The organism is Chryseobacterium sp. KBW03 (genome assembly GCF_003852415.1).
Lineage (GTDB): Bacteria > Bacteroidota > Bacteroidia > Flavobacteriales > Weeksellaceae > Chryseobacterium > Chryseobacterium viscerum.
Window position 1 is genome coordinate 117,687 of record NZ_QAJO01000013.1, and the last position, 24,755, is coordinate 142,441.

24 protein-coding genes are annotated in these 24,755 nt (G+C 36.2%); 12 read left to right on the forward strand and 12 right to left on the reverse strand.

All coding sequences use genetic code 11. The annotated features are described in order from the left end of the window. The first annotated feature begins 154 nt into the window (after window positions 1-154). The 5 genes from DBR39_RS21710 (at window position 155) to DBR39_RS21735 (ending at window position 7,032) form a co-directional block, all read left to right on the forward strand. Window positions 155-3,502 carry a methylmalonyl-CoA mutase family protein gene (locus DBR39_RS21710; RefSeq protein WP_124536616.1) on the forward strand — a complete coding sequence of 1,116 codons (3,348 nt, stop codon included), beginning with the start codon at window positions 155-157 and terminating at the stop codon, window positions 3,500-3,502. A gap of 176 nt (window positions 3,503-3,678) precedes the next feature. Next, window positions 3,679-3,879: a hypothetical protein gene (locus DBR39_RS21715; RefSeq protein ID WP_124536618.1), complete on the forward strand. Its 201-nt coding sequence runs from the start codon at window positions 3,679-3,681 to the stop codon at window positions 3,877-3,879. A 79-nt stretch (window positions 3,880-3,958) separates the two neighbouring features. Continuing rightward, window positions 3,959-4,849, forward strand: coding sequence for a hypothetical protein (locus DBR39_RS21720; RefSeq protein WP_124536620.1), 891 nt, complete (start codon window positions 3,959-3,961; stop codon window positions 4,847-4,849). A gap of 58 nt (window positions 4,850-4,907) precedes the next feature. Further along, the gene (locus DBR39_RS21725) at window positions 4,908-5,615 is read left to right on the forward strand and encodes a diphthine--ammonia ligase (protein ID WP_124536622.1); all 708 of its coding nucleotides are present in this window, start codon (window positions 4,908-4,910) and stop codon (window positions 5,613-5,615) included. Between the two features lie 307 nt (window positions 5,616-5,922). Next, window positions 5,923-7,032, forward strand: coding sequence for a serine hydrolase domain-containing protein (locus DBR39_RS21735; protein ID WP_124536624.1), 1,110 nt, complete (start codon window positions 5,923-5,925; stop codon window positions 7,030-7,032). A gap of 14 nt (window positions 7,033-7,046) precedes the next feature. Here DBR39_RS21735 and DBR39_RS21740 read toward each other — a convergent pair whose 3' ends face one another. Beyond that, entirely contained in the window at window positions 7,047-7,766 is a 720-nt protein-coding gene (locus DBR39_RS21740; protein ID WP_124536626.1) for a hypothetical protein, read from the reverse strand. Next, a complete protein-coding gene (locus DBR39_RS21745) occupies window positions 7,763-8,086 on the reverse strand; it encodes a PadR family transcriptional regulator (RefSeq protein ID WP_103231261.1) in 324 nt (107 codons plus the stop codon). The genes DBR39_RS21740 and DBR39_RS21745 overlap by 4 nt, the downstream gene beginning before the upstream one ends. 81 nt (window positions 8,087-8,167) lie before the next feature. On the opposite strand from DBR39_RS21745, the gene DBR39_RS21750 reads away from it, so the two are divergent. Continuing rightward, window positions 8,168-8,692 carry a 2'-5' RNA ligase family protein gene (locus DBR39_RS21750; protein WP_124536628.1) on the forward strand — a complete coding sequence of 175 codons (525 nt, stop codon included), beginning with the start codon at window positions 8,168-8,170 and terminating at the stop codon, window positions 8,690-8,692. Between the two features lie 30 nt (window positions 8,693-8,722). On the opposite strand, the gene DBR39_RS21755 is transcribed toward DBR39_RS21750, so the two are convergent. After that, window positions 8,723-10,081, reverse strand: coding sequence for a M64 family metallopeptidase (locus DBR39_RS21755; protein ID WP_124536630.1), 1,359 nt, complete (start codon window positions 10,079-10,081; stop codon window positions 8,723-8,725). Window positions 10,082-10,083: 2 nt separating this feature from the next. Further along, window positions 10,084-10,575: a hypothetical protein gene (locus tag DBR39_RS21760; RefSeq protein ID WP_124536632.1), complete on the reverse strand. Its 492-nt coding sequence runs from the start codon at window positions 10,573-10,575 to the stop codon at window positions 10,084-10,086. A gap of 101 nt (window positions 10,576-10,676) precedes the next feature. On the opposite strand from DBR39_RS21760, the gene ruvC reads away from it, so the two are divergent. From ruvC to DBR39_RS21780, 4 genes are all read left to right on the forward strand, one after another. Continuing rightward, the gene (gene ruvC / locus DBR39_RS21765) at window positions 10,677-11,231 is read left to right on the forward strand and encodes a crossover junction endodeoxyribonuclease RuvC (protein WP_103231265.1); all 555 of its coding nucleotides are present in this window, start codon (window positions 10,677-10,679) and stop codon (window positions 11,229-11,231) included. Between the two features lie 151 nt (window positions 11,232-11,382). Continuing rightward, window positions 11,383-12,453: a DUF4407 domain-containing protein gene (locus DBR39_RS21770; protein ID WP_124536634.1), complete on the forward strand. Its 1,071-nt coding sequence runs from the start codon at window positions 11,383-11,385 to the stop codon at window positions 12,451-12,453. A 195-nt stretch (window positions 12,454-12,648) separates the two neighbouring features. Continuing rightward, window positions 12,649-13,242: a phage tail protein gene (locus DBR39_RS21775; RefSeq protein ID WP_124536636.1), complete on the forward strand. Its 594-nt coding sequence runs from the start codon at window positions 12,649-12,651 to the stop codon at window positions 13,240-13,242. 5 nt (window positions 13,243-13,247) lie between these two features. Next, on the forward strand, window positions 13,248-13,934 hold the full coding sequence (locus DBR39_RS21780) for a T9SS type A sorting domain-containing protein (protein WP_124536637.1): 687 nt from the start codon (window positions 13,248-13,250) through the stop codon (window positions 13,932-13,934). Window positions 13,935-14,136: 202 nt separating this feature from the next. Here the strand turns inward: DBR39_RS21780 and DBR39_RS21785 are convergent, their stop codons facing one another. The 8 genes from DBR39_RS21785 to DBR39_RS21820 form a co-directional block, all read right to left on the reverse strand. Continuing rightward, complete coding sequence (locus DBR39_RS21785) at window positions 14,137-16,005, reverse strand: GEVED domain-containing protein (RefSeq protein ID WP_124536639.1); 1,869 nt, start codon at window positions 16,003-16,005, stop codon at window positions 14,137-14,139. 350 nt (window positions 16,006-16,355) lie between these two features. Continuing rightward, on the reverse strand, window positions 16,356-17,816 hold the full coding sequence (gene guaB, locus DBR39_RS21790) for an IMP dehydrogenase (protein WP_109739018.1): 1,461 nt from the start codon (window positions 17,814-17,816) through the stop codon (window positions 16,356-16,358). A gap of 184 nt (window positions 17,817-18,000) precedes the next feature. Next, window positions 18,001-18,507 (reverse strand): DUF4252 domain-containing protein, encoded by a 507-nt coding sequence (locus DBR39_RS21795; RefSeq protein WP_124536641.1) that lies wholly within the window; start codon window positions 18,505-18,507, stop codon window positions 18,001-18,003. 10 nt (window positions 18,508-18,517) lie between these two features. After that, window positions 18,518-19,804 (reverse strand): DUF4252 domain-containing protein, encoded by a 1,287-nt coding sequence (locus tag DBR39_RS21800; protein ID WP_228447892.1) that lies wholly within the window; start codon window positions 19,802-19,804, stop codon window positions 18,518-18,520. A 16-nt stretch (window positions 19,805-19,820) separates the two neighbouring features. Beyond that, entirely contained in the window at window positions 19,821-20,501 is a 681-nt protein-coding gene (locus DBR39_RS21805; RefSeq protein WP_124536643.1) for a hypothetical protein, read from the reverse strand. Next, window positions 20,476-20,985: an RNA polymerase sigma factor gene (locus DBR39_RS21810; RefSeq protein WP_124536645.1), complete on the reverse strand. Its 510-nt coding sequence runs from the start codon at window positions 20,983-20,985 to the stop codon at window positions 20,476-20,478. The genes DBR39_RS21805 and DBR39_RS21810 overlap by 26 nt, the downstream gene beginning before the upstream one ends. 99 nt (window positions 20,986-21,084) lie before the next feature. Then, window positions 21,085-22,245, reverse strand: coding sequence for a GlmU family protein (locus DBR39_RS21815; RefSeq protein ID WP_124536647.1), 1,161 nt, complete (start codon window positions 22,243-22,245; stop codon window positions 21,085-21,087). A gap of 278 nt (window positions 22,246-22,523) precedes the next feature. Then, window positions 22,524-22,775: a type B 50S ribosomal protein L31 gene (locus DBR39_RS21820; protein WP_047489008.1), complete on the reverse strand. Its 252-nt coding sequence runs from the start codon at window positions 22,773-22,775 to the stop codon at window positions 22,524-22,526. Between the two features lie 183 nt (window positions 22,776-22,958). On the opposite strand from DBR39_RS21820, the gene DBR39_RS21825 reads away from it, so the two are divergent. Both DBR39_RS21825 and DBR39_RS21830 read left to right on the forward strand, forming a co-directional pair. Continuing rightward, on the forward strand, window positions 22,959-24,368 hold the full coding sequence (locus DBR39_RS21825; RefSeq protein ID WP_124536649.1) for a hypothetical protein: 1,410 nt from the start codon (window positions 22,959-22,961) through the stop codon (window positions 24,366-24,368). After that, window positions 24,368-24,694 (forward strand): nucleotide pyrophosphohydrolase, encoded by a 327-nt coding sequence (locus tag DBR39_RS21830; protein ID WP_034692883.1) that lies wholly within the window; start codon window positions 24,368-24,370, stop codon window positions 24,692-24,694. Before DBR39_RS21825 ends, DBR39_RS21830 begins: the two co-directional genes overlap by 1 nt. The last annotated feature ends 61 nt before the right edge of the window (window positions 24,695-24,755 follow it).

The window sequence follows — 24,755 nt, forward strand, 5'->3', positions numbered from 1 at the left end:
TGTGGTTTCCAAACTTTCAAAGTATCCAACTCAAAAAGGGGACATATAATTAAATAAACACAATCAGAAACCTGATAATCAGAACAATAAATTCAAACACCCGGTTCTTTTTTTATTGTTATATTTGGAAACTTAGAAACTTTCTAGAATTTTTATGGAAACCCAAAAATATACTCCAACCAACAAGGTAAGAATCGTAACTGCGGCCTCATTATTTGATGGCCACGATGCTGCGATCAATATTATGCGTCGTGTTATTCAGGGAACAGGATGCGAAGTGATCCACTTAGGACACGATAAATCAGCAGAGGAAGTTGTGAATACAGCAATCCAGGAAGACGCCAATGCCATTGCATTAACTTCATATCAGGGAGGTCACAATGAATATTTCAAATATATCTATGACCTTTTAAGGGAAAAAAATTCACCTCAGATCAAAATTTTTGGCGGCGGTGGCGGTGTAATTCTTCCGGAAGAAATCAAAGAATTGATGGATTACGGGATCGACAGAATTTATTCTCCGGATGATGGCCGTGAGCTTGGTCTTCAGGGAATGATTGATGATTTGGTCAACAGATCAGATTTTGCAACAGGGAAAGAAGTAACGGCAGATGATTTAGATTCTATTAGCTTTGAAAATTCCACAAGCATTGCTAAAATCATATCTGCAGTTGAGAATTTCTCGGAAGAAAAACCTGAGCTTGTAAAAGCAATCGACGAAAAATCTAAAGGTTTAACTATTCCAATTATTGGTATCACAGGTACTGGTGGAGCGGGTAAATCTTCTTTAACAGATGAATTGGTAAGACGTTTCTTACGTTCAAATACTGATAAAAAAATTGCTATTATCTCTATCGACCCTTCGAAAAAGAAGACAGGAGGTGCTCTATTGGGAGATAGAATCCGAATGAATGCGATCAATGACCCGAGGGTTTATATGCGTTCTATGGCAACCAGAGAAAATAACGTTTCCGTTTCTCCGTTCATTCATTCTGCATTGAATGTCTTGAAATTAGCTCATCCTGATGTTATCATTTTAGAAACGTCAGGTATTGGACAGTCAGGTTCTGAAGTTTCTGATTTTGCGGATGTTTCCATGTATGTGATGACTCCTGAATATGGAGCCTCTACGCAGCTGGAAAAAATCGACATGTTAGACTATGCGGATCTGGTTGCTTTAAATAAATCTGACAAACGTGGTGCTCTTGATGCTCTACAAGCTGTAAGAAAGCAGTTCCAGAGAAACCATTTATTGTGGGAAAGCCCATTAGACGATATGCCTGTTTATGCAACAAAAGCATCTCAGTTTAATGATCACGGAACAACAGAATTATACAACAGATTAATTTCAAAAGTAAACGATAAATTCTCCGACTTACAACTAAAAACGTTTGTTGAACAGGAAATTACAGAAGAAGTAACCATCATTCCTCCAAAAAGGGTTCGTTATTTATCTGAAATTGTTGAAAACAACAAAATATATGATGCTAATGTTGAAAAACAGGCTGAATTAGCCAGAAAAATGTATCATATTGATGGAGTAAAAAATATTATTTCCAACGAAATTTTAGATGCCGAATATCAAAAGGCAGAAAAAGATCTTCAACAGGAAAATATTGACTTCCTAAAAACATGGGATGATACGAAAAAAGCCTTCCATGAAGAGTTTTATTCTTATTTCGTTCGTGGAAAAGAAATTAAAGTTGAGACTTCAACAGAATCTTTATCCCACTTAAGAATTCCAAAAATTGCCTTACCAAAATATACCGACTGGGGCGATCTGATCAAATGGAAAGGTCAGGAAAACCTTCCTGGAGGATTTCCTTTTACAGCAGGAATCTATCCTTTCAAAAGAACAGGTGAAGATCCTACAAGGATGTTTGCCGGAGAAGGAGGACCGGAAAGAACCAATAGAAGATTCCATTATGTTTCTGCAGAAATGCCTGCAAAACGTTTGTCTACAGCCTTTGACTCTGTAACTTTATATGGTCAGGATCCTGCTTTACCACCAGATATTTATGGTAAAATCGGAAATGCAGGAGTTTCTATTGCAACACTGGATGATGCAAAAAAACTGTATTCAGGGTTTGATTTGGTGAATGCATTGACTTCAGTTTCAATGACAATCAACGGACCTGCTCCAATGCTGCTGGCTTTCTTTATGAATGCAGCCATTGACCAGAATGTTGAAAAATATATCGCTCAACATGGATTGGAATCTAAAGTTGAGGCTGTTTTAAAAGCAAAATTTGATGATAAAGGTCTGGAAAGACCAAAATACAATGGTGAACTGCCTCCGTCTAACAACGGTTTAGGGTTAAAACTATTAGGAATTACAGGAGATGAAGTTATTCCAGCTGAAGCTTATGCTGAAATTAAGGCTAAAACGATTGCTACCGTTCGTGGTACCGTTCAGGCTGATATTCTAAAAGAAGACCAGGCTCAGAATACCTGTATTTTCTCCACTGAATTCGCCCTGAGATTAATGGGTGACGTTCAGGAGTATTTCATTACAGAAAAAGTAAGAAACTTCTACTCAGTTTCTATTTCAGGATACCATATTGCAGAAGCAGGAGCCAATCCGGTTTCTCAGCTGGCATTTACCTTAGCAAACGGTTTCACCTATGTGGAATATTATTTGTCAAGAGGAATGGATATCAATGATTTTGCACCCAACTTATCATTCTTCTTCTCTAACGGCATCGACCCTGAGTATTCAGTAATCGGACGTGTAGCAAGAAGAATCTGGGCAAAAGCTATGAAATTAAAATACGGAGCTGACGAAAGAAGCCAGATGCTGAAATATCACATCCAGACTTCAGGACGTTCTCTACACGCTCAGGAAATTGATTTTAATGACATCAGAACGACTCTTCAGGCGCTTTACGCGATCTATGATAACTGTAATTCACTTCACACCAATGCTTATGACGAGGCGATCACGACTCCTACTGAGCAGTCTGTAAGAAGAGCAATGGCAATCCAGCTGATTATCAACAAAGAATTAGGATTGGCTAAAAACGAAAATCCATTACAGGGATCGTTTATCATTGAAGAACTGACGGATCTTGTGGAGGAAGCTGTTTATACAGAATTCGACAGAATTACAGAAAGAGGAGGGGTTCTTGGAGCTATGGAAACCATGTATCAGCGTTCTAAAATCCAGGAGGAATCTATGCATTACGAATGGCTGAAGCATACCGGAGAATATCCTATCATCGGGGTTAATACTTTCCTTGGAAAAGACGGCTCACCAACAGTTCGTCCTGGAGAAGTGATCCGTTCTACGGAAGAAGAAAAACAGGTTCAGATTGAAACGCTTCATAATTTCCAAAAATCGAATGAAGATAAGTCTGAGGCAGCATTGCGACAATTGCAATATGCAGCTATCAATCAGCAAAACTTATTTGGTGTGATGATGGATGCCGTAAAATACTGTTCTTTGGGACAAATTACCAACGCTTTATTTGAAGTAGGCGGTAAATACAGAAGAAATATGTAAGCCCGTAGTTGGACATACATTTTTTATACATTAAACCTCAAAGAAATTTCTTTGAGGTTTTGTTATTTTTAATGTGAAAAAACTCCCAATTTCCAGCATATTTAGTCACAATGTTTGTTAAAAGCAAAAAAATGAATTGACCTTTACTATATATTTGCCATGAAAAAAAAATTTGAATGAGAACATTTATTAAAATTATTTCGGTGTTGGGTCTTTTTGTGGTAGTAAGTTCATGCAAAACATCTCCTGTAAAAACTTCTAACAAAAGCGATATGGTTAGAAATGTTGAAGAACTACAAAAAAGAGAACAGGCGGAAAAGGAAAAGCTTGATATTACAAGCCCAATCAACAACTACGGAAAGCCAGCTTCAAAATAAAGAAATCTCCTTTATGATTAAAAAACTCCTGATCTATTCAGGAGTTTTTTGTATTTTTAATCTAAACAAAACTGATATCATGGAAAAAGAATTTCGAATCAATGAGCTATGTCATGTAGGCAGAGAAAATATGCAGGACATTCCTGGTGGAAGTTTTTGTGGTTTTTGCTCAAAGAAAGTCCATGATCTTACGCAAAAAACGGATGAAGAAATCAAAGTATTATTGCAATCCAATGACTCCATTTGTGGAAGAATTCAGGCTGGCAGAATATCTACTCCTGATAAAAAGCCAGTTATCAGTTACAGTTTATCTGAGATTCCTTTTAGTAAAGTAGCGGGAGGGATTTTCCTCTCCGTTCTGTTAACATCCAATATCCAGGCACAAAAAACAAAAATGGATACCCTCCGAAACTATGATAATCTGGATGGACTTATTGTCTATGCACCAAAACCAGTAGATGAACCACCTTACGGATCAAAAGGATATTATCCAAAGCATAATATTACCAGAAATCTGAAAGTTAACCTTTTGAATAATGAAAAAATCTTAAATCAAAATTATTTTATTACAATTCTTACTCCCACCAAAAAATTCAGTTCGGGCTATGAAAATTATATAAATATTCCTTCCGATGATATCAAATTAAAAAACATCTTTGTGATTGAAGGTCCAAAAGATCAGAATGATGAATGGAACAAAAACAAATATTTTCTTTTTGCTGAAGACAGGCAAATTAAAGATGATTCGCCTATAAATCTAGATCTGAATAAAGCAAAAGAATTACACCCCAGTCCAAAGAATAACGACTTTCTATATTTTCTTGATGGTGAAAAAATTTCCCAGGAAGAATATGAAGAAAATAAAAAGAAAAACAATATCCGGTCTTATTTTCTTACGGAAGCCTATGCGAAAGAACTCTTTGAAGAATATGATGTAGAAAACGGAGTCATCGTATCCTACCGGCAGTAGTATTTCATATCGCATCAACCATAAAATCTCCCTATTTTTGAGAGATTTTTATTTTTACATGAAACCAAAAGCTTTATTCAACTGGAGCAGCGGAAAAGATTCCGCTCTTGCCCTTTACAAAACCCTTCAGGAAGACCAATATGAAATTTCTACCCTGCTTACAAGCATCAATGCAGAATTTCAAAGGATCTCTATGCATGGTGTTCACGTTTCTCTTTTAGAAAAACAAGCGGAAAGCCTCGGAATTCCTTTAATTAAAATGGAGCTTCCCAAAGAGCCGTCCATGGAAGAATATCAGCAAATTATGAGTAAAACGATGGCTAAAGTTCAGGCTCAGGGCATTACCCATTCTGTTTTCGGGGATATTTTTCTGGAAGACCTGCGTACATATCGTGAAGACCAACTCAATGCAATCGGCATGAAAGCCGTATTCCCTCTTTGGAAACAGGGCACCTCCAACCTCATCCATGAATTTTTAGAATTAGGGTTTAAAACAATTGTCACCTGCGTTAACGGATCTTACCTTGATCAAAGTTTTGCAGGACGAATCATAGATCAGAAGTTTCTTGATGATCTCCCTGCAAATGTAGATCCCTGCGGTGAAAACGGGGAGTTTCACACCTTTACTTTTGACGGACCTATTTTTAAAAACCCGGTTCCGTTTGAAATTGGAGAAACGGTAAAGAAAACCTATCCCAAGCCTAAAACATCTCCTGAAGAAGATGGAGACTATGTTTTCTGGTTCTGTGACCTGCTGTTAAAATAAGCCTGTGAACATTCATACACAGGCTTTTCAATCTATTATTTTAATTTGGCGATCATTTCATTCATAATCCCGACGACCAGCCGAATATCTTTTCCATTGGCTATCCCGCTCACAAAACTGACTCGTTTTCAAATCTACTTTCATGATCTTATGACAGATCATCTATTCAATACTTTTTAAAGTTATATTAAATCCGGATTAAATTGATCCCAAACCTCTTTCTAGCACGCAATTTGTATCCCTTACTGCTCTTCTGGATATTTTAGTATCTTTAAGAGTACAATCATTATTTAAAAATACAACACCAGTGATAAAAAATTTAGTATTCCTTTCCATTTTCTGTTTCTTGTTTTCCTGTACAACCGAAGCGCCATCAGCTCCTCCTGTTGATAAAAAAGCAATTATTGATTCTACCATCTCCGCTTTTCAGAAAACCCTTTTAGAGCAACAGATTGATTCTGCTTTTAAAAAGTATCATTTTAATGGAAGTATTGCCTTTTTTAAAGATTCTACTACATTGTACAAAAGAGAAAACGGCTATTCAGATTTTAAGAAAAAAACTAAAATTGACAGTAGTACCGTTTTTGCCATAGGGTCTGTAAGTAAGCAGTTCACAGCCGTTCTGACCTTACTCCAGATGGAACAGGGAAAACTGAATGTGACAGATAAAGTTTCAAAATACCTCAAGGAATTTCAGACCAAGGAATATGAAAACATAACGATTCACCAACTATTAAACCATACTTCAGGATTGAACATGATGGGTGGAAAGCTGATGTTTAAGAGCGGATCAGATTTCTTCTACTCCAACGATGGGTTTAATACCCTTGGAAAAATTGTAGAAAAGGTATCGGGTAAATCATATGATGAGAATGTTATGGAGCTTTTTAAAAAAGCTGGGATGTCCCATTCTTCCACAGGAGATATTTTTAAGGGAAATAATTTTGCCAGTGCTTATGTTGGTACCCCTGCTAAATTTTCAGAAGTTCCCAATATGCCAAGAAGATTAGGCGGACGGGAAATAGGAACTCCTGCCGGCGGAATATTGTCAACTATTCAGGATCTTCATTCATGGAACAATGCCTTGTATGGCGGAAAAATTTTAAAACCCGAAACCCTGAAACTGTTTATGGCAAAAAGTGCGGAAAGGCATCATGCCATATTTGGGAAAATGGGCTATGCCTACGGAATCATGCTGAATATTGGGCAGCCTAATTCTTATTTTCACAGTGGCTATATCAAGGGATCTCCTTCATTAAACATCTATTATCCTGAGACCAAAACGTCTGTGATCATTCTGTCTAATATTGCAGATGAGGAAAAAGGAAAGGGCGTGATCTTCAGACCTCATATTGAAGTAAAAAAGATTACAGATCATCTTGAGAATACCCTTACACAGCTTAGATCAAAACATTAGTTTTAATTATACATCTACGCGATTTTAATGAATTCCTTCATTTTTATTAAATTCTTTTTATGTTCAAGAAAATTCAATACAGCAAAAACAAGGGCCATCTGTAGTACAAATGGAAGAATCAAGGTGATCGAGGTCATGAAAACATCACTATGATTCTGTTCTTTGATAAACTGGTAACCATAAAATCCGCTCTTCATCGCTACCTGAGTCATTGAGGTAGTACATACAACCATCAATCCCAGGTTCTGCTGATACATGGTATACAGACATTTTCCCCTATATTTAAAATCAGCCTTTATATATTTCCAGATTTTATAATTAAAAATCCAGACCAATATGGTCATCAGTACAAACGAACCGTTTAGCAGTCTGAAAAAGAGCTGATATTCCTCTTGATTTCCTGCTATAAAGATCAGCAACAGATTAATCACCAAAGCTGAAGTACTTATTATTAAAGATTTTTTGAAAAGGCCACTATATTTTTCCTGAATAATTCTTTTCGCAATCAAAGGTATTTTCTCCGGATAAAACAACAGATAATTGACCATCTTAAACTCTCCATTCCAGGATTCTTTTATCTTTAAAAAAGCATCTTCAAAACTCAAATTCTCATTGAACTGCAGATCTGAAATCTGACTCATCATATGATCCCTGATTTCCACAAGAATATCCAATGAAAGCTGCTGAGCAACAAGATAATCTGTGACTTTACTTTCCTCTGCTTCGGTTATCATATATTGAAAATTGTCTGTAGATTTAACAAATAACTTTTCATCTCAGTCTCTTTTTCTGCCTGTTGTTTCTTACCCTTTTCAGTCAGCAGATAATATTTCCGGTCTCTACCATTGATTTTCTGAAGCTCGGAAATAATCATTCCCTCGCTTTCCAGTTTGTGCAGCAATGGATAAAGTGCCCCTTCGGTCATTTCAAGCTCTCCCTGTGTAAGCTCTTTTGCCCTTTGGGTGAGCTGGTAGCCATACATTTTAATCTCTTTTGAAAGAAGCTTCAAAATAATATTCTGCAGGGTACCTTTATAAAGACTGTTCTTTTTCATTAAATGATTTCTATACATTGCAAACATATGCATAATTTTCTTATGTATATAATTTTAATCTAAAATATTTTAATTTGTCTTATGAAAAAAATGTACTTTATTGCAATCTATCCTCCTCAAGAGATCATAGAAGAAGTAAAAGTTTTTAAAAGAGATTTGGCAATTAATTATGCCAATTCGAAAGCGTTGAAAAATGAAGCCCACATTACTCTTTTCCCTCCTTTCTCCAGAGAAATTGAGCTGGAAAGTGATATTCATACTGCTTTCCAGAAGATCAATACAGCGATGGATCCTTTTACTATTGAACTGAACGGTTTTGGAAGTTTCCCCAATCCCAAAAATCCTGTATTATTTGTTCGACCGGAAGAAAATTTATACCTGACAGAAATTTATCACAATGTGAAACAGCAGTTTAATTTTGCAAAATATTCTTTCACTCCGCACATGACTGTAGGATACAGAGATCTGACCTGGGAAAATTACCTCAAAGCCTTGGAAAAATATAAAGAACAGAAATACCAAACTAAATTCTTAGTTGACAAAATTTTACTATTACGCCATGAGGGGCAATGGGTTCCTATTGCAGAAAAAAGACTGCAAAAATAAAACCGGCTGTGGGAGCCGGTTCAGTTAAGTTTATTCTTTTATAATCTTCTGAGAAATAATCAGGTTCTTATTTTCTTTTACATTCAATAGATAAGTCCCTGCCGGGAAGTTTTTAATATCAACCTTTATTCCGGAATCTTTCAATTCAAATCTAGATGGAATAAGCCTTCCGGAAGCATCATATACTTCAATTTTTATATCTTTTGAAAATTCCTGCTTTCCTTTAATATAAAATTCTCCGTCTGTAGGATTCGGATAGATACTAAAACGTCTTTCTTCAGCTTTTACTTCTGAAACTTTGAGAGTAGATTTAGTCAGTGTCCAGGAAACGTTTGTAATATGAAGCGTACTGTGGTTATCTACTTTCAAAAGTGGATTATTATCTACGACAGAAAATGTCAACGTATTATTTCCGCTATTAAGTTGTGCAGGAGTAATGGTAATAGAGCTTCCTGTAGATCCCAGAACCGTTCCATTGAGACTCCACGTATTGACCAATGTATTAGGAATAGGAAGAATTTCAGTGACAGTAAAAGTAACATTTGTGGTAGCATCCACGGAAGTATTATTTGCCGGAGTGTAAGAATCTACAGGAGAAACCAGAGTATGTATCTTTTCAATAATCGCTTCTTTACACACAGAACAAAACTGCTGGTTAAGATATCTCATCTCACAACTCTGATGGGGACGGAACCATGTTGGACTTTCGGTATAAGGATACACTCCTACTCCGTTCAACCCTACCCAATTTTTCCATTTTATAGTGGCAGGGTCTGAGTTCTGTGTTTTATTTGCGGATTCAAGCGAGCCGGCAAACCAATATTCATCGGCTAATTTACCGAAAGAATGCCCCAGCTCATGCACAACAATCTCATTGGCAGATCCATTTAAGGAAGCAAAAGCATAAGTTCCTCCGCATCCGCCATATTCGGTAGAATTACCCAATACATAAGTGATATCATAATCTGGAATATTGGCAGCAAGAACCTGCCCCACTTTATTGGTTGTATTACTATAGATGCATCTATGTACTCCCACATCGAAAGTAGATCCAAGATAATTATTAGGATTGGATACAGGGATTACAGGCTCTGTAACATCTGTTGCTGTTCCCGGATGTTTCACTCCTGATTCTGTTGAAACCACTTTTACGGCGTAGGCATTAAAGTAATTTTTATATTCTGTATAAGGACTTTTTGTAAAAAGATAATTGATGGTATTTTGAGCCGATGTAGTGAAAGCAGTTTGCTGTGCAGCGGTAAATCCGTCTCCCAGCACTGCAATAATAACACGCTTGCTATTGTCTCCGTTCTGCAAAAGCGGAACTGTTTCGAATGTCTGGGCAAAGCAGCAGCTTCCGATAAAAAGGGATAATATAGTTTTTTTCATAATTATAGTTTTTGTGTGAATAATAGTTGTACCCCATCCTCTGTTGCCTTCTCCACCTTCACGAGCTGAACATTTCCAGAATAAGAAAACCGGGCACTGAACTCCGTATTTTGAAGGGAAGCTTTATGTCTGGAAATTCCTTCTTTTTCATAAACTTCCAGCTCAGGATTTAAAGGGTCTTTCACAAGCTGTTTCGCCAGTTCTTTTCCACCCGACTCTGCCAATGTGATGATAAGATCTCCTTTATGAACTTCATTTCTATCAAAAGAAGCGATGTGCTTCAATCTGCCCTCTGCAATTTTAGTATTCTGAAGAGCTATTTGTACATTTCCTGATTGATCCTTATCCGCCTTGAAAAACAAATAAATAATACGGTCACTCTTTACTGTAACTTTTGTCTGAACCAGCTGCCTATCTTGTGATAATTCATTTTCTTTCTGGAAACTGCATAACAGAAAGGCAGGAACAATTAACATATTAAATAGATTTTTCATAATCATTTTTGTTTAAAGTTACTAAAGTTTTAAATATAAATAAAAACCACTTTTAATACTTTTCATCCCTCAAAAACTTAGAAAGTCCTATCTTTGAGGCAATGATTTCAGAGAAAATAATTTTAGGGATTGACCCGGGAACAGCCATCATGGGATTTGGTATTATCTCCGTAAAAAAAGGAAAAATGGAGATGGTTTCTATCCATGAGCTCATCTTGAAGAAATATCCTAATCACGAAACAAAGCTTAAATATATTTTTGAAAGAACTCTGTCTCTCATCGACGAGTTTCATCCTGACGAAGTAGCTCTGGAGGCTCCTTTCTTTGGAAAAAACGTACAAAGTATGCTGAAACTTGGCCGTGCACAAGGAGTTGCTATGGCTGCCAGTCTTTACAGAAATATTCCGATCACTGAATATTCTCCAAAAAAAATCAAAATGGCCATTACCGGAAACGGAAATGCAAGTAAAGAACAGGTGGCAGGAATGCTGCAAAACCTTCTTAACTTAAAGGAATTTCCCACAAAATACTTAGATGCTTCCGATGGTCTTGCCGTTGCGGTATGTCATCATTTTAATTCTGGAACTATAGCGGATACCAAATCGTATTCTGGGTGGGAGAGTTTTTTGAAGCAGAATCCGGATAGGTTGAAATAATTTTATCTTTCCGTTTATAGTTTTCACATGCTAACTTTAACTTATTAGATTATAATAATTTATACCGATATATGTAGTTACTTGGTAAAACATAATACTATCTTTAACATTGGTATGATTTTTAGTATTACCTTTGTATAAATTTTCAGCTATGAAAACAAACCAACAAACTATAAATCAAGGAACTCATAAAATAAACTGGTTCCAAAAGTTTCTGATGGTCTGTTCCGGAGGGAACATCCATATTTTAAGAAAGACTCCAAGTGAATGGAATAAATTTTCCGGGATTGGAGGAATCGTACTTTTCACTGCGGTATTTGCCACTTTATCTGCAGGGTATGCTATGTATACTGTATTTGACAATATCTGGGCTTCAGTGGGGTTTGCAATTCTATGGGGATTGATGATTTTCAATCTTGACCGTTATATTGTTTCTTCCATCAAAAAAACCGGAACCTGGTGGAATCAGATTCTGATGGCCATTCCCCGTCTTATTCTTGCTACGTTTTTAGGAATTATTATTTCTAAACCATTAGAGCTTAAAATCTTTGAAAAAGAGGTTAACAAGCAATTGAATACCATTATCCAAAGGAATAAAAAACAGCTTCAAGGGGAGATGAGCGGAAGAATTCTTCAGCAAAGCGGACCTTTTGAAACAGAAAAACAACAGATTTCAGGAAAAATTGCGCAATATCAGAAATCATATGATTCTGCTTCGGTAGAACTTGAGAAAGAAATTCTGGGAAAACAATCTGGCTTAACAAGTGGAAAGGAAGGCTATGGACCTAATGCCAAACGTAAACAGGAATTAAAAGAACAGCGCAGACAAGATCTGGAAAATTATCAAAAGCAGGCCACTCCACGACTGGATTATTTGGATAAAGAAATATCCAAGGTATATACCAATCTGGAAACCGAAAGAAAATCTACAGAGACTTTTGAAGATAAATTCAATGGTTTTGCTGCAAGGCTTCAGGCGTTGGATGAGCTTGGAAAAAACTCTGCAATTATAGGACTTGCCGCATCCTTTATCATGGGATTGTTTATCTGTCTTGAGATTTCTCCGGTTTTGGTAAAATTAATTTCTCATATAGGCCCTTATGACTATCTTTTAGAAAAAACAGAAAACGATTTCAGGCTGTACTCCAAAGAAAAAATTGAAAAAGGAAATGCTTTGACAGATTTCAGGATTGAGGATTTTAAAGATAACTTGAAAAGTTAAAGATGAATACTCAATTTACCAACCATTATATGTATTGCCTATTGAGTTTTTAAAAATTAGAGAAAAAATCTATATAAATTCAAATATTAACTAATAAAATCCACCTTTCATTAAATAAATGAAAGGTTTTTCTTTTTATGATTGATTTTATAGGAAATATTTTATAATTTTATATTACTAAAAATCCTTGTCATCATGAAAAACTTATTTTTTGCATGTACACTGCTAATCTGCAGTGCATTTGCTCCTGCTTTAAAAGCTCAGGCATCAGACCCATATTTAGGGCAAATTGCTTTTGTACCTTACACATTTGTTCCCAAAAACTGGGCAGAATGCAATGGACAGCTCCTTCCCATAGCACAAAACCAAGCTCTTTTTTCACTTCTGGGGACAACTTACGGAGGAAACGGAACAACTACATTTGCTTTACCGGATATGAGAGGAAGAGTACTTGTTCATAACGGACAGGCTCCGGGAGGACCCACTACTTATACTATGGGACAAACCGGAGGAACTGAAAGCGTTACTTTAACAGTGACACAAATGCCGGCGCATAGCCATACAGTAAATGCTGTAACTGCTGAAGGGAATCAAAACTCCCCTACCAATAGCCTTCCTGCAGACACCAAACTTCTTGACAAAGAGTATTCTGATGCAACAGCAAATACTACGATGAAGAGTACAATGGTAAACAATACAGGAGGAAATCAGGCTCATGAAAACAGACCTCCTTTTATTACTTTGAAATGCATTATTTCATTAGTAGGAGTCTTTCCATCACAAAACTAACAGTTATGAAAATTCTTTACTTAGTATGTCTTGCCCTGGGAAGCTCAGCTTTTGCGCAGACAATAACCTTTAAGGGATGCCCTAATTACTTTGATGATACAACTTATACTTTTAACAAAACAGGAGTAGATGCTTTTAACAAGAACATTTATATTACAACTCCTATTGATGATCAACAACCTTGCAGCGGATTAGGCAACTGTGACTTTAAAATCCAGTGGAACAACACTCTTACGAGATGGGAGTTTATTGCAGATGATGGAAATGGAACTTTTGCCAATCCGTCTTTAATCTATTATAATTCAACTGGAAATAACTCCATTCCAATACCTCCGGGTAATACTGTCGGAACCTGGATAGAGAATACAACAGCTACAGGCGGACAATGCGGTGGTAACCTTACCGCGGTAAATTCTACCATGACCGGTGATGTGCAGAGTTCAACATTAGGAACATCAGAAAATTCAAAAAATAGAATCCAGATTTTCCCTAATCCTGTGAGTGATTTTATACATATTTCCGGTATTGACAACGGATTGTCTGTCCAAATCTATAATATGGACGGACGTTTGGTAAAATCTGAAATGTTTGATTCAAAGATTGACGTTTCTCAACTTGTCCCTGGTGGATATGTAATGAAGATAAATACCAGAAATTTTCAGACTCATCAATTTAAATTTGTGAAAAAATAAACGCCTATTTTATAGAGAATAAATGATTAAAGCTTTCGGAATTTCCGGAAGCTTTTGCTTTTCAGGTTTTTTTGTAAGGTGAAATTTTAAAGGGCAAATTCTAAAAAGTCCATCAAATTTAGCTTTAGATATATTAGGATTGAATGAAAAAATGCCTCCAACTAAGTGGAGGCATCAATATTTATTTTAATTTATGATCAATTTATTTGATGATCAATTTAGAAGCTTTAGAATCTTTTCCATTAGAAACCTGAATCATGTAAACTCCTTTTTCTAACTGTTGATCTACTTTGAAAACTCCACTTCCTTCTTCAGTTACAGATGGGCTAGCTACCAATCTTCCTGACATATCAGAAATAGAAACTTTCAAGTTTTTACCGTTTTTAGCTTTAATGAAGATCTTATCACCAGTTGCTACCGGGTTAGGATAAATTGTTAAATCACCATTATCAGCTTTCACTTCACTTGTTCCCAAGTTGGTAACAAACTTTACAGTATAATCTTCAACTTGTCCGTAATTCAACTGTCCACAAGGAGTCATATTAGGATTCTCATCATCCACAAGAACTCTCATCCTAAGTGGAGTATTCAATACTACTGAAGCTGGAGCAGTAATCGTAGTACTATAAGTACCTATTGCAGTAACTGCATCTGCAACAATATCATCACCTGAAGCCACAAGTTCAGATGCTTCAAAACTACCGTTATTATTATAATCGATCCAAACTCTCACGTCATTTGCAGAACCAGATACATTCACCTGAAGATTATGAGTTCCTGTTGCAGAAAGCTCAGTTGATGTAGCTTTCAGGCAGCTTGCTCCTGTATAATCTTCATAAAAATTAGGAGCTCCTGACCAATATCCTGTCGAACCATTGTTTATATTTCCTAACTTAACCAAAGTTGGTCCTACAAAAAAATCATCAGGAGTATCTATCCCACTTGGGTTACATGTAGCAGCAATAGGCGTTCCAATTGTAGAAGCTGCAGATGGAGCTGTTGCTCCTAACGAAGTACTTAATGCCCCTCTCAATAAGAAGAAATTAAGAGCAGCCCTATCATGTTGCCCATTCGTAAATTTGAATGCCGTTGGATTAGTATAGTTCATCATATTATACTGTACTCCCTGATAGTTTGTTCCAGTACAATAATTCATATCATTATTGGTAGGAGCAGGATCATTCAGCAAGCTTCTTGACCTTTCTGTATCACACACCTGGTCATTATCTTTAGTACAGTTATTAGTAGTTGCCGCTGGGCAGTAATTAGTAGAAGTAGTCCCTAGTGGTGGTTGAGCATTGGCATTTCCAAAAGTATGAAGCAACCCCATACTATGTCCAAACTCATGAGCTAAAGTAATATCGTCCTGTAAAGTAACTACAAAAGATTTCATAAAGGATTCGTAGGCAGAATCAGGGTTTTGAGGCAATCCTGCCCATCCCATGATACCATATTGTCCACCACCATCTACTCTGTTCATAATATAAATATTAAAGTAAGAAGCTTCAGGCCAGTGTGGAGCAATTGTTTTAATTTGGTCTGTAGTAACACCTGCCGTACCACTACGATTTACCCCATTTGCATCATATCCCGGAAGAGTACCACCATTGTATCTAACAATCCCTGTAGTAGCATTACAGTTAGGATCTCTCTTTGCCAATACCAACTTGATCGGCATTGTAGCTGCAGTACCAAAATCAGCAGGAATTCCCTGAGCCCATTGATAAGTACCTGCATACATTTGATTACAACGGTCCAGCCAAGCCTGAATTTGTGCATCACTCTTGTTATAAGCACTTCCTACAGTAGCACCAGTAGGTGCTATTACGTGTACAACTACAGGAATTTCATAAACTCCATTTACAATTTTGTATGCACTTGCATTTTTAGCAGAAGTATTTTGATTACTGCTGATAATCTTGTCACGGATATTACGAATCATTTCGTCAACTTTTCCGTTCTGTTTTTGATGTACTCTTTGTTCGTTATCAAAATCACACCAATCTTTTTTTTGCTGTGCTGATACCGAAAGGGATAGCAATAATACTCCACAAAGTATAGTTCTCTTCATTTCAATAATTTAAAAAAATTAAACAAGTTGCAAATTTATTAATTTCATGAATTAATTAGTGGTATTTATAACTAAAAATCATCACAAAATTTAAAACTTTACTACAGTTAGTAGAAAAAGACGCATTATTGTTACATTTTAATCTAAAAATAAAATTAACATCATTTCATATAATATTTATTTTAATTAATTTATTATCATTAAAAAACGAAAAATACAAACAAATAGATAATTCAATAAAATAGAAAATTAAAACTAATATATTTTAAATCAAAACATTAAAACGAAATCATAAAATAAAAAAACCGCACTAATTGTGCGGTTTTTCGTATAAAAATTCAATTATAATTTTATAAAGAATAATTTGGAGCTTCTTGTGTAATAATGACATCATGCGGATGAGATTCTTTCAATCCACTTCCTGTGATCATTACCAATTTAGAATCTTTTTGCAGCGTCTCGATATCCTTAGATCCACAGTATCCCATACCTGCTCTCAAACCTCCTGTCAACTGGAAAATTACATCTTCCAATTTTCCTTTATGCGGTACTCTTCCTTCGATCCCTTCCGGAACGAATTTCTTAGCTTCACTCTGGAAATATCTTTCTTTACCTCCTCTCTTCATTGCCGAAAGGCTTCCCATTCCCTGGTAAGACTTGAACTTTCTTCCCTGGAAGATAATTTCTTCACCCGGAGCCTCATCTGTACCAGCTAAAAGTGAACCTAGCATTACTGCACCTGCTCCACTTGCAATAGCTTTAACGATATCTCCTGATAGTTTGATTCCTCCATCAGCAATTACCGTTACATTTTGAGACTTAGCATATTCGTAAACGTTATAGATGGCAGATAGCTGAGGAACTCCTACCCCTGCAACTACTCTGGTAGTACAGATAGAACCTGGACCAACACCTACTTTAAGTACGTTTGCACCTGCTTCAATAAGGTCTTTTGCAGCTTCTGCAGTAACAATATTCCCTCCTACAATATCAAGGTTTGGATATTTCTTTCTGATTTCAGCAATTTTATCAAGAACACCTTTAGAATGACCGTGAGCAGAATCAATGGCTACAATATCAACTCCGGCTTTTACCAAAGCTTCAATTCTTACCAATGTATCTTCTCCTACACCTACTCCAGCCCCTACAATAAGACGACCATTTTCATCTTTATTTGCGTTCGGGTATTCCAATTGATTGTCAATATCCTTGATCGTAATTAATCCCACAAGTTTATTCTCTTTATCTACAATAGGAAGTTTTTCAACTCTGTTCTTAAGAAGGATTTCTTTTGCCTTTTCAAGGTTGGTGTTTTTGTCAGAAGTGATCAGATTTTCTTTGGTCATGATCTCTTCTACTTTCATATCAAGATTTTCCTGATACTTTACATCTCTGTTGGTAATAATTCCGATCAGAACATTATCAGCATTCACTACCGGAAGCCCTGAAATTTTATATTTGGACATCAATGCTTTAGCTTCAGCTAAAGTATGGTCTTTGGATAATGTTACCGGATCAGAGATCATTCCGTTTTCGGAACGCTTCACACGATTTACCTGAGCAGCCTGCTCATCGATCGTCATGTTTTTGTGAATAAAGCCTAAACCTCCGACTCTTGCCAAAGCAATTGACAGATCAGCTTCAGTAACAGTGTCCATCGCAGCGGAAACTATCGGAACATTCAGCGTGATTTTGTCGGTAAGTCTTGATTTTAATGAAACCTGGTTAGGTAAAACTTCTGAATAAGAAGGGACTAGAAGAACGTCATCGAAAGTGATGGCTGTCTCTACAATTTTGTTATGAATAGACATCTTTACTTTCTTTGCAAAATTAGGTTATTTTAATGAGATATGAAAATCCTTTTTAATAGTTTAAATAAAATTTAATAATCAATAACTTAAATCGAAAAACCGTCCTTTTTATAAGAACGGTTACGGTACAAAATAATTGAATATGTTTGAAACTAATTGCTAGTTACTACATTAAAGGGTTTAATTAATTATTTACAGAAATGGAATTGATCATTTTGGAAATATCATTAGCCGTAAAATTTCCTTTCACATCTACAAAAACAATTTCATGATTATTGGAGCCTACGGTAAGCAGCATATTTTTAATAGCATCTCCATCTTGTTTTACCCTTACATTGATATTATCTCCGTCATGTTTTATAGTAGCCCATTCCTCATAATGGTTATTATTCAGATATTGGGTATAATCATTAAGCATTTCCTGACTCCCATTGGTTACTGTAAGCACTTTTATCTTAGAAGCTTTCTTTACCAGATTGATGGTCTCCTCACTTTCTCCTTCTTCCCTTAAAGCTTTTTTAATATAAGATTTAGCCAAAATCATGGGTACATTAATACTGGCGAACCGAGCTCCTTTGAAATCATATTTTGAATTTTGAAAAAAGTCAATGTTCGGTTTTTCTGAAACGATGCATGATTGAAGCATACCTATTGTCAGAATAGCAAGGAAAATGTTTTTAAGAGTCTTCATAGTTTAGTTTTTATTTGATTTGTCTGAAGCTTCCTCCCGAAACTTTATCTACTTTGGCATCCAGCTCTGGATTTCCTTTCAGTTTTACAGCAGCTCCTGAAGAAACGCTTACTTTCAGCTTATCTGTAACCAGTAAGGAAAGACTTGCACCTGAAGTAGATTCTACTACTGCTGTACCTATTTTAAGATCATCTGCTTTACAAGATGCTCCACTGCTGATATCAATCACAGCAGAAGCGGACTCCCCGGATAAGCTAACGCTTGCACCACTGGATATATCCAATGCCAGGTTGGGTGTTTTAACATCAACATCCACTACCGAACCTGAGCTCACTGCAACTGCTGCTGTCTGATTCACATTGAATGTTCCTTTAATAATAGAGCCAGACTCTGCCTCAATTGCCAAACTGCTTCCAGTAATAGGGTTCACTGCTGTAAAGATACTGCCTGATGATGTTTTTATAGCGTTAATACTGGGAGCTGAAACATTGATATTCAGATTTTTAAATCTCAGATTTCTAACTCCTTTATTGTCTACATATATTTTTAGCACTCCATTTTCCACTTTTGTGATAACATATTGAAGTTTATCTGCATCTGCAATTACTTTTACACTTCTTGTGTTTTCCTGTTTGAAAGTAACATTTACTCCTACACTGGCATCTATCTTTGAGAATTCACCTACGTTTCTGTTATCTCCATTCAGATAGGAAGAGGTGTTACCAGAAGTAAGGTCATTTCTCACGGAAGTCGTCACAGAAGAAGTTGTGGTTTCCCCAGAATTAATGATCTTATTCACATCTGATAATTTCATTTTTCCGTTAAGAATAAAAATAATATTCTCTTCTTTGGAATCTACATTGAATACAAGATTTTCCAGGTAGTTGTCTTTTTCATCTTCAGCCAAGAATTTCATGGAGGTTCCGTCACTGCTCATGGACATCAGTTCATTGAAGTTAAGGGACCTCAAAGCATCGTTTACTCTTGCCGTCTTATCTTCATTCATTTTTATATTGGCAAGATTTTCATCTTTTAAACGATCTGGAAATGTAATTTTGGGGATAATCAGAATTTTAAGACCATCTACCTCGTTCAGAATAGGTTTTATTTTTCCGATATAAGCATCATCAACATCAATGGTATTCAATAGCTTGAACATCGGTTTTTTGATATTAATAGAGGTTACTCTTCCTTTTTTTTCAAAATCCTGAAAAAGCTTATCCAATTTCTCAGTCTGTGCAGAATAAGTTGCAAAACTGCTTAGCATTATGGCTATTATAAAAAATATTTTTTTCATGGGATTGTTCTGATTTTTAGTATTCGCTGTCAAGATTTTCATTTTTCTGAGAAGATGCTACTGTTTTTTTAAACTCATTTCCTAATTTCATAAAGGAATATCTGGTAACATCCAGGGCTTCTTTTTCACTACTGATTCTTTTGCCGTTTACAATTACATAAGAATCATTGTAAGCTGATGCTGAATCATTTATATTTTTGTTGTTTGAGGAATTGCTTACATATCTAGGTCTAGTTTCCTTTTTGAGTCTTCCTCTTTTTGGTAGGATCTCGTCCATTACATCCTTTTCTGCTACCTGGTTATCCTGAAAGACAGAATCTTTTTTCACTCCGGAAATAGAGTCTGTGTGATTCACGGCAACCTGTTCCTGGTGGTCACTGTTCTCTTCGATAAATCCGGACTTCTGTTTTAAGATTTCATCTTTCACCAGTTTTCCTGTATCCTGTACTTCTGTACCGGAGTTATTATTCAGAAAGAATCCGATTCCGAAAACCAGCATTACACTGGCGGCCATCCAGAACCATTTAGGAAAAGAGGGCTTTTTCTTTTCTTCCAATGGAATAATAGGTGCAGTATTCTGTTCCGGTTCCGCACCTTCTGCAGTCTGAAGAAAGTCTTCAAAGCTCCAGTCCATTTTTTCTTCCTTTATATCCCGGAAGATTTCGTCGTATTTATCTTGTAATTGATCTTTTTTCATAGCTCATCAGTTGTGAGATTTGTTCTTTTACTTTTTGTCTCGCACGCATAAGGTTTACCCTTACTGCATTTTCCTCCATTTCCAGCATTTCAGAAATTTCGGAAACATCGTATTCTTCTACATCTTTCAAGTGGATGACCATCTTTTGTTTCTCGGGGAGCTGATTGATAAATCCTATAATATGTTCCTTAAGGTTATCAACTTCCATACTATAAAGCTCCGAGCGATGAAGCTGCATATCCGCAAAGCCTATCTTGACATCGTGATGCTTCAGCCGGTTCAGGCATTCGTTCCGGACAGACTTCAGCGCATAGGACTTAAAATTTCCAAATTGCTCAAGCTCATCCCTCTTCTGCCAAAACTTCATCATGAGATCCTGTACTACATCTTCTGCTTCATCACTGCTCATGACAAACCGCTTCGCAAAACGATACATCTCGTCTTTGAGAATAAACACCGTATTCTTGAAAGTTTCTTGGGTCATGAGTTTTGTTTCTTATAGGTAAGACAACTGCCGTTTCAAATCTATTACATCAAAAATAAAAAAACTTCAAAAAAAATTGAAGTTTTTATTTTTATAGAATTAATACGTATCAAAAATATGTTTTAAAATCGCTTTATCTTCTTCTGTTAAAGCCACTTTTCTTCTGGCCATAGCCCTTTCTGCCACTTCATATACTTTATCCAGCTTAAATCTTTCATCATCTTTCAATCCGCCCCATGAAAAGTTTTCCACAAGATTGGGTGGAAATCCTGGTTTGAATATATTAGAAGCTACACCAATTACGGTTCCAGTATTCAACTGGGTATTGATGGCTGTTTTGGAATGATCTCCCATAATCAGACCTGCAAACTGTAAACCGGTATCTTCAAACGCCTTGATTCTGTAGTTCCAAAGTTTTACAGGGCTGTAATTATTTTTAAGATTGGAAGAATTGGTATCAGCACCGAAGTTGCACCACTCTCCTATTACAGAGTTTCCGATGAAACCTTCATGCCCTTTGCTAGTGTATCCAAAAATGATAATATTATTCACTTCACCTCCTACTTTACAGTGAGGGCCAATAGTGGTTGCTCCATAAATTTTAGCTCCCAGATTAAACTTAGAATCTTCTCCAAGTGTAACAGGGCCTCTAAGATGGCAGCCTTCCATAACTTCGGCATTTTTACCGATATAGATCTTACCTGTTTTGGTATTCAGTGTGGAAAATTCAATTTCAGCACCTTCTTCGATAAACAGATCTTTTTTATCTCCTAAAAAGCCATTTGTTGAGGACAATTCCTGTGAGGTTTTTCCTTTGGTAAGCAATTCAAAATCGAAATCAATGGCGTGATGATTATAGGAAAATAAATCTTTTGGCCTTTTAAAAAAAATAAGATCTTCCTTAATATCCGTCATTTTTTCAATCTGATTCAGAGAAAAATCTTTCATGTTGATTTTAGCAGCGATCAATTCGTCTTCATAAACCAACGCTTCTCCCTGCTTAAGATCTTTAATCTGCTGAATCACAGTTTCCGTAGGCAGGAAGTTCGGAACTAAAAAGAGACTTTCTTTTTCCTCCGGACTTTTAAATTTATCCTGAAGATACATTTCCGTGAAATAAGATACTTCTTCATTTTCCAGGATTTTCTGCCATCTCTCAGAGAATGTCAGGATTCCGCATCGCATCGCAGCAACCGGGCGGGTAAAAGTAAGTGGAAGAAAATCTTCCCAATATTGTGCGTCTGAAAATACTAATTGCATTTTTTAGAAGTTAAAGATTAGAGGTTGGAGAATAGAGCCTGAGATAGAGTTCACTGAAATGAACCTGCAGATTCTAAATTCTTTCTAAACAAAAATACAAAAAGAAGTGGTAAGTTGGGAAATGTGGAATAAGTTTTGGCTAAAGCCAGTGAATAGAATTTTTTATTTTATTAAACGGGCTAAAGCCCGTTCCTATTGAATATCAAGCAGAGCCCTGATTTACATAAAAAAAGTCTTCCAAAGATTGGAAGACTTCTATATTTTTAAGTATACAAAAATTACTTAGCGAATTTTTTGTATTTGTTCATGAACTTATCAACTCTACCAGCTGTGTCAACTAATTTAACTTTTCCTGTGTAGAAAGGGTGAGAACTAGAAGAGATTTCCATTTTGATTAGAGGATACTCTTGTCCTTCGTACTCGATAGTGTCTTTTGTTTCCGCAGTAGACTTGCAAAGAAACACCTCGTCGTTACTCATATCTTTGAAAACAACAAGTCTATAATTTTCTGGGTGGATTCCGTTTTTCATAATACTATTTTTAAAAAAATTAAGTTTGCTTTCGAAATAGTAATGGATATTTCTCTGCTAAATTTTAGGTTGCAAAAATACAACATTTTTTCTAATTTCCAAATACTGAATTCATTTTTTTTTCTTGATAAGAAATTTAAAGTATTTTCGTTAAATTTGGAACTTACTTAAACTTTAATTTCAATGAAATTCAAATTATTACTGGCTTTTTCCTTCTGGATGTTACTGATAGCGGTATCGTGTAATAAGGATGATATTACGTTTGACAGCCCTACACAGCCGCTGAGGTTTTCAAGAGACACCGTATTCTGTGATACGGTATATCACCAGGTACGTTCAGAAACATATGTTGTAAAGGTATATAATAATGAAGATAAGGATATCATGATCCCAAGAGTAAATCTTGAAAAAGGAGCTGCTTCATTATATAGAATCAATGTAGACGGAAAACCGGGATATGATTTTAAGAATGTTCCTTTAAGAAAGAAGGACAGCCTTTATATTTTTGTTGAAATTGCCCCTACAGCTACCGGACCTGAAGCCATTGCTGAAGACAAAGTTCTGTTCACCGGACCTACGGGACAGCAGCATGTGACTCTATTCTCCGTAGTTCAGGATGCTGAATTTTTTATTCAGACTCCCGGGAATCCGAATGTGATTACCAATTCTACAACGTGGAATAACAATAAAGCAAAGATCATCTACGGAAACCTTACCATTAATCCAAGTGTAACCCTTGATATAAACGCTGGAACCAAAGTGTATTTCCACAAAAACAGTGGAATGAAAGTTTCTTCCGGAGCGGTCTTAAATATCAACGGAACAATGGCCGATCAGGTTATTCTTCGTGGAGACAGAAATGATCCTTATTATGATACCATTCCTAAAAACTGGAATTCTATCAAAATGGAAGCAAATTCTACTCTTAAAATGAACCATGCAAGACTTTTCGGAGGAACAAGAGGACTTGATATGAGACAAACCAATGCTACTATTACCAATTCATTTATCCATACGTTCTTTGAATACGGTATTTACGCAGTAGGTTCTACAGTAAATGCCAATAACCTGGTGATGAACAACTGTGGGTTATCATGTATCGGAATTTTCCTGGGTGGAAAACACAGCTATACCCATGCTACGATTGCAAACTATTCTAAAACAATGAGTTCTTTCGACAGAACGGGAATTTTTGCAGCCAATGAATGGAAGAATGATGCAGGACAAACACAGCAGGGAGCCCTACAGCAGCTTAACATCAAAAACAGTATTGTATATTCTGACAGAGATGATGCTGTTCATTTTGAAGCAACTCCTGGACAGCAGTTTGAGTTCTTACTTCAAAATTCACTCATAAAATATACCAGCGCTACAGGAGCAGGTTTCACTTTTGACAATAATCCAGGTGTGGTACAAACAACGAAGAATACCGATCCGCAGTTTGTCAATTATTTTATGGCTAAAATGAATTTAAGAGTAAAATCTACTTCACCAGCCATTGGAAAAGGGAATGTTGCTGTTGCAGCAACCGTACCTTTTGATATTGTCAATGTATCCAGAACGACTAACCCAACTCTAGGAGCTTATCAATAATGGAAATTACCCAGTTACAACAGCAGGTCGATGAATGGATCAAAACCATTGGGGTAAGATACTTTAATGAACTTACCAATATGGCGATGCTGACAGAGGAAGTAGGTGAAGTGGCAAGAATCATTGCCAGAAGATATGGTGAACAAAGTGAAAAGGAAAGCGATAAGAATAAAGATCTTGGCGAAGAACTGGCAGATGTACTTTTTGTAACATTATGCCTGGCCAACCAGACCGGGGTAAATCTGCAGGACGCTTTCGACAGAAAAATGAAAATCAAAACTGACCGTGATAAAGACCGGCATCAGAATAACGAAAAACTTAAATAATTATAAATGATGAGTTATGAATTATCAATGAATTTTAAACTCATCATTTTTAAATATAATG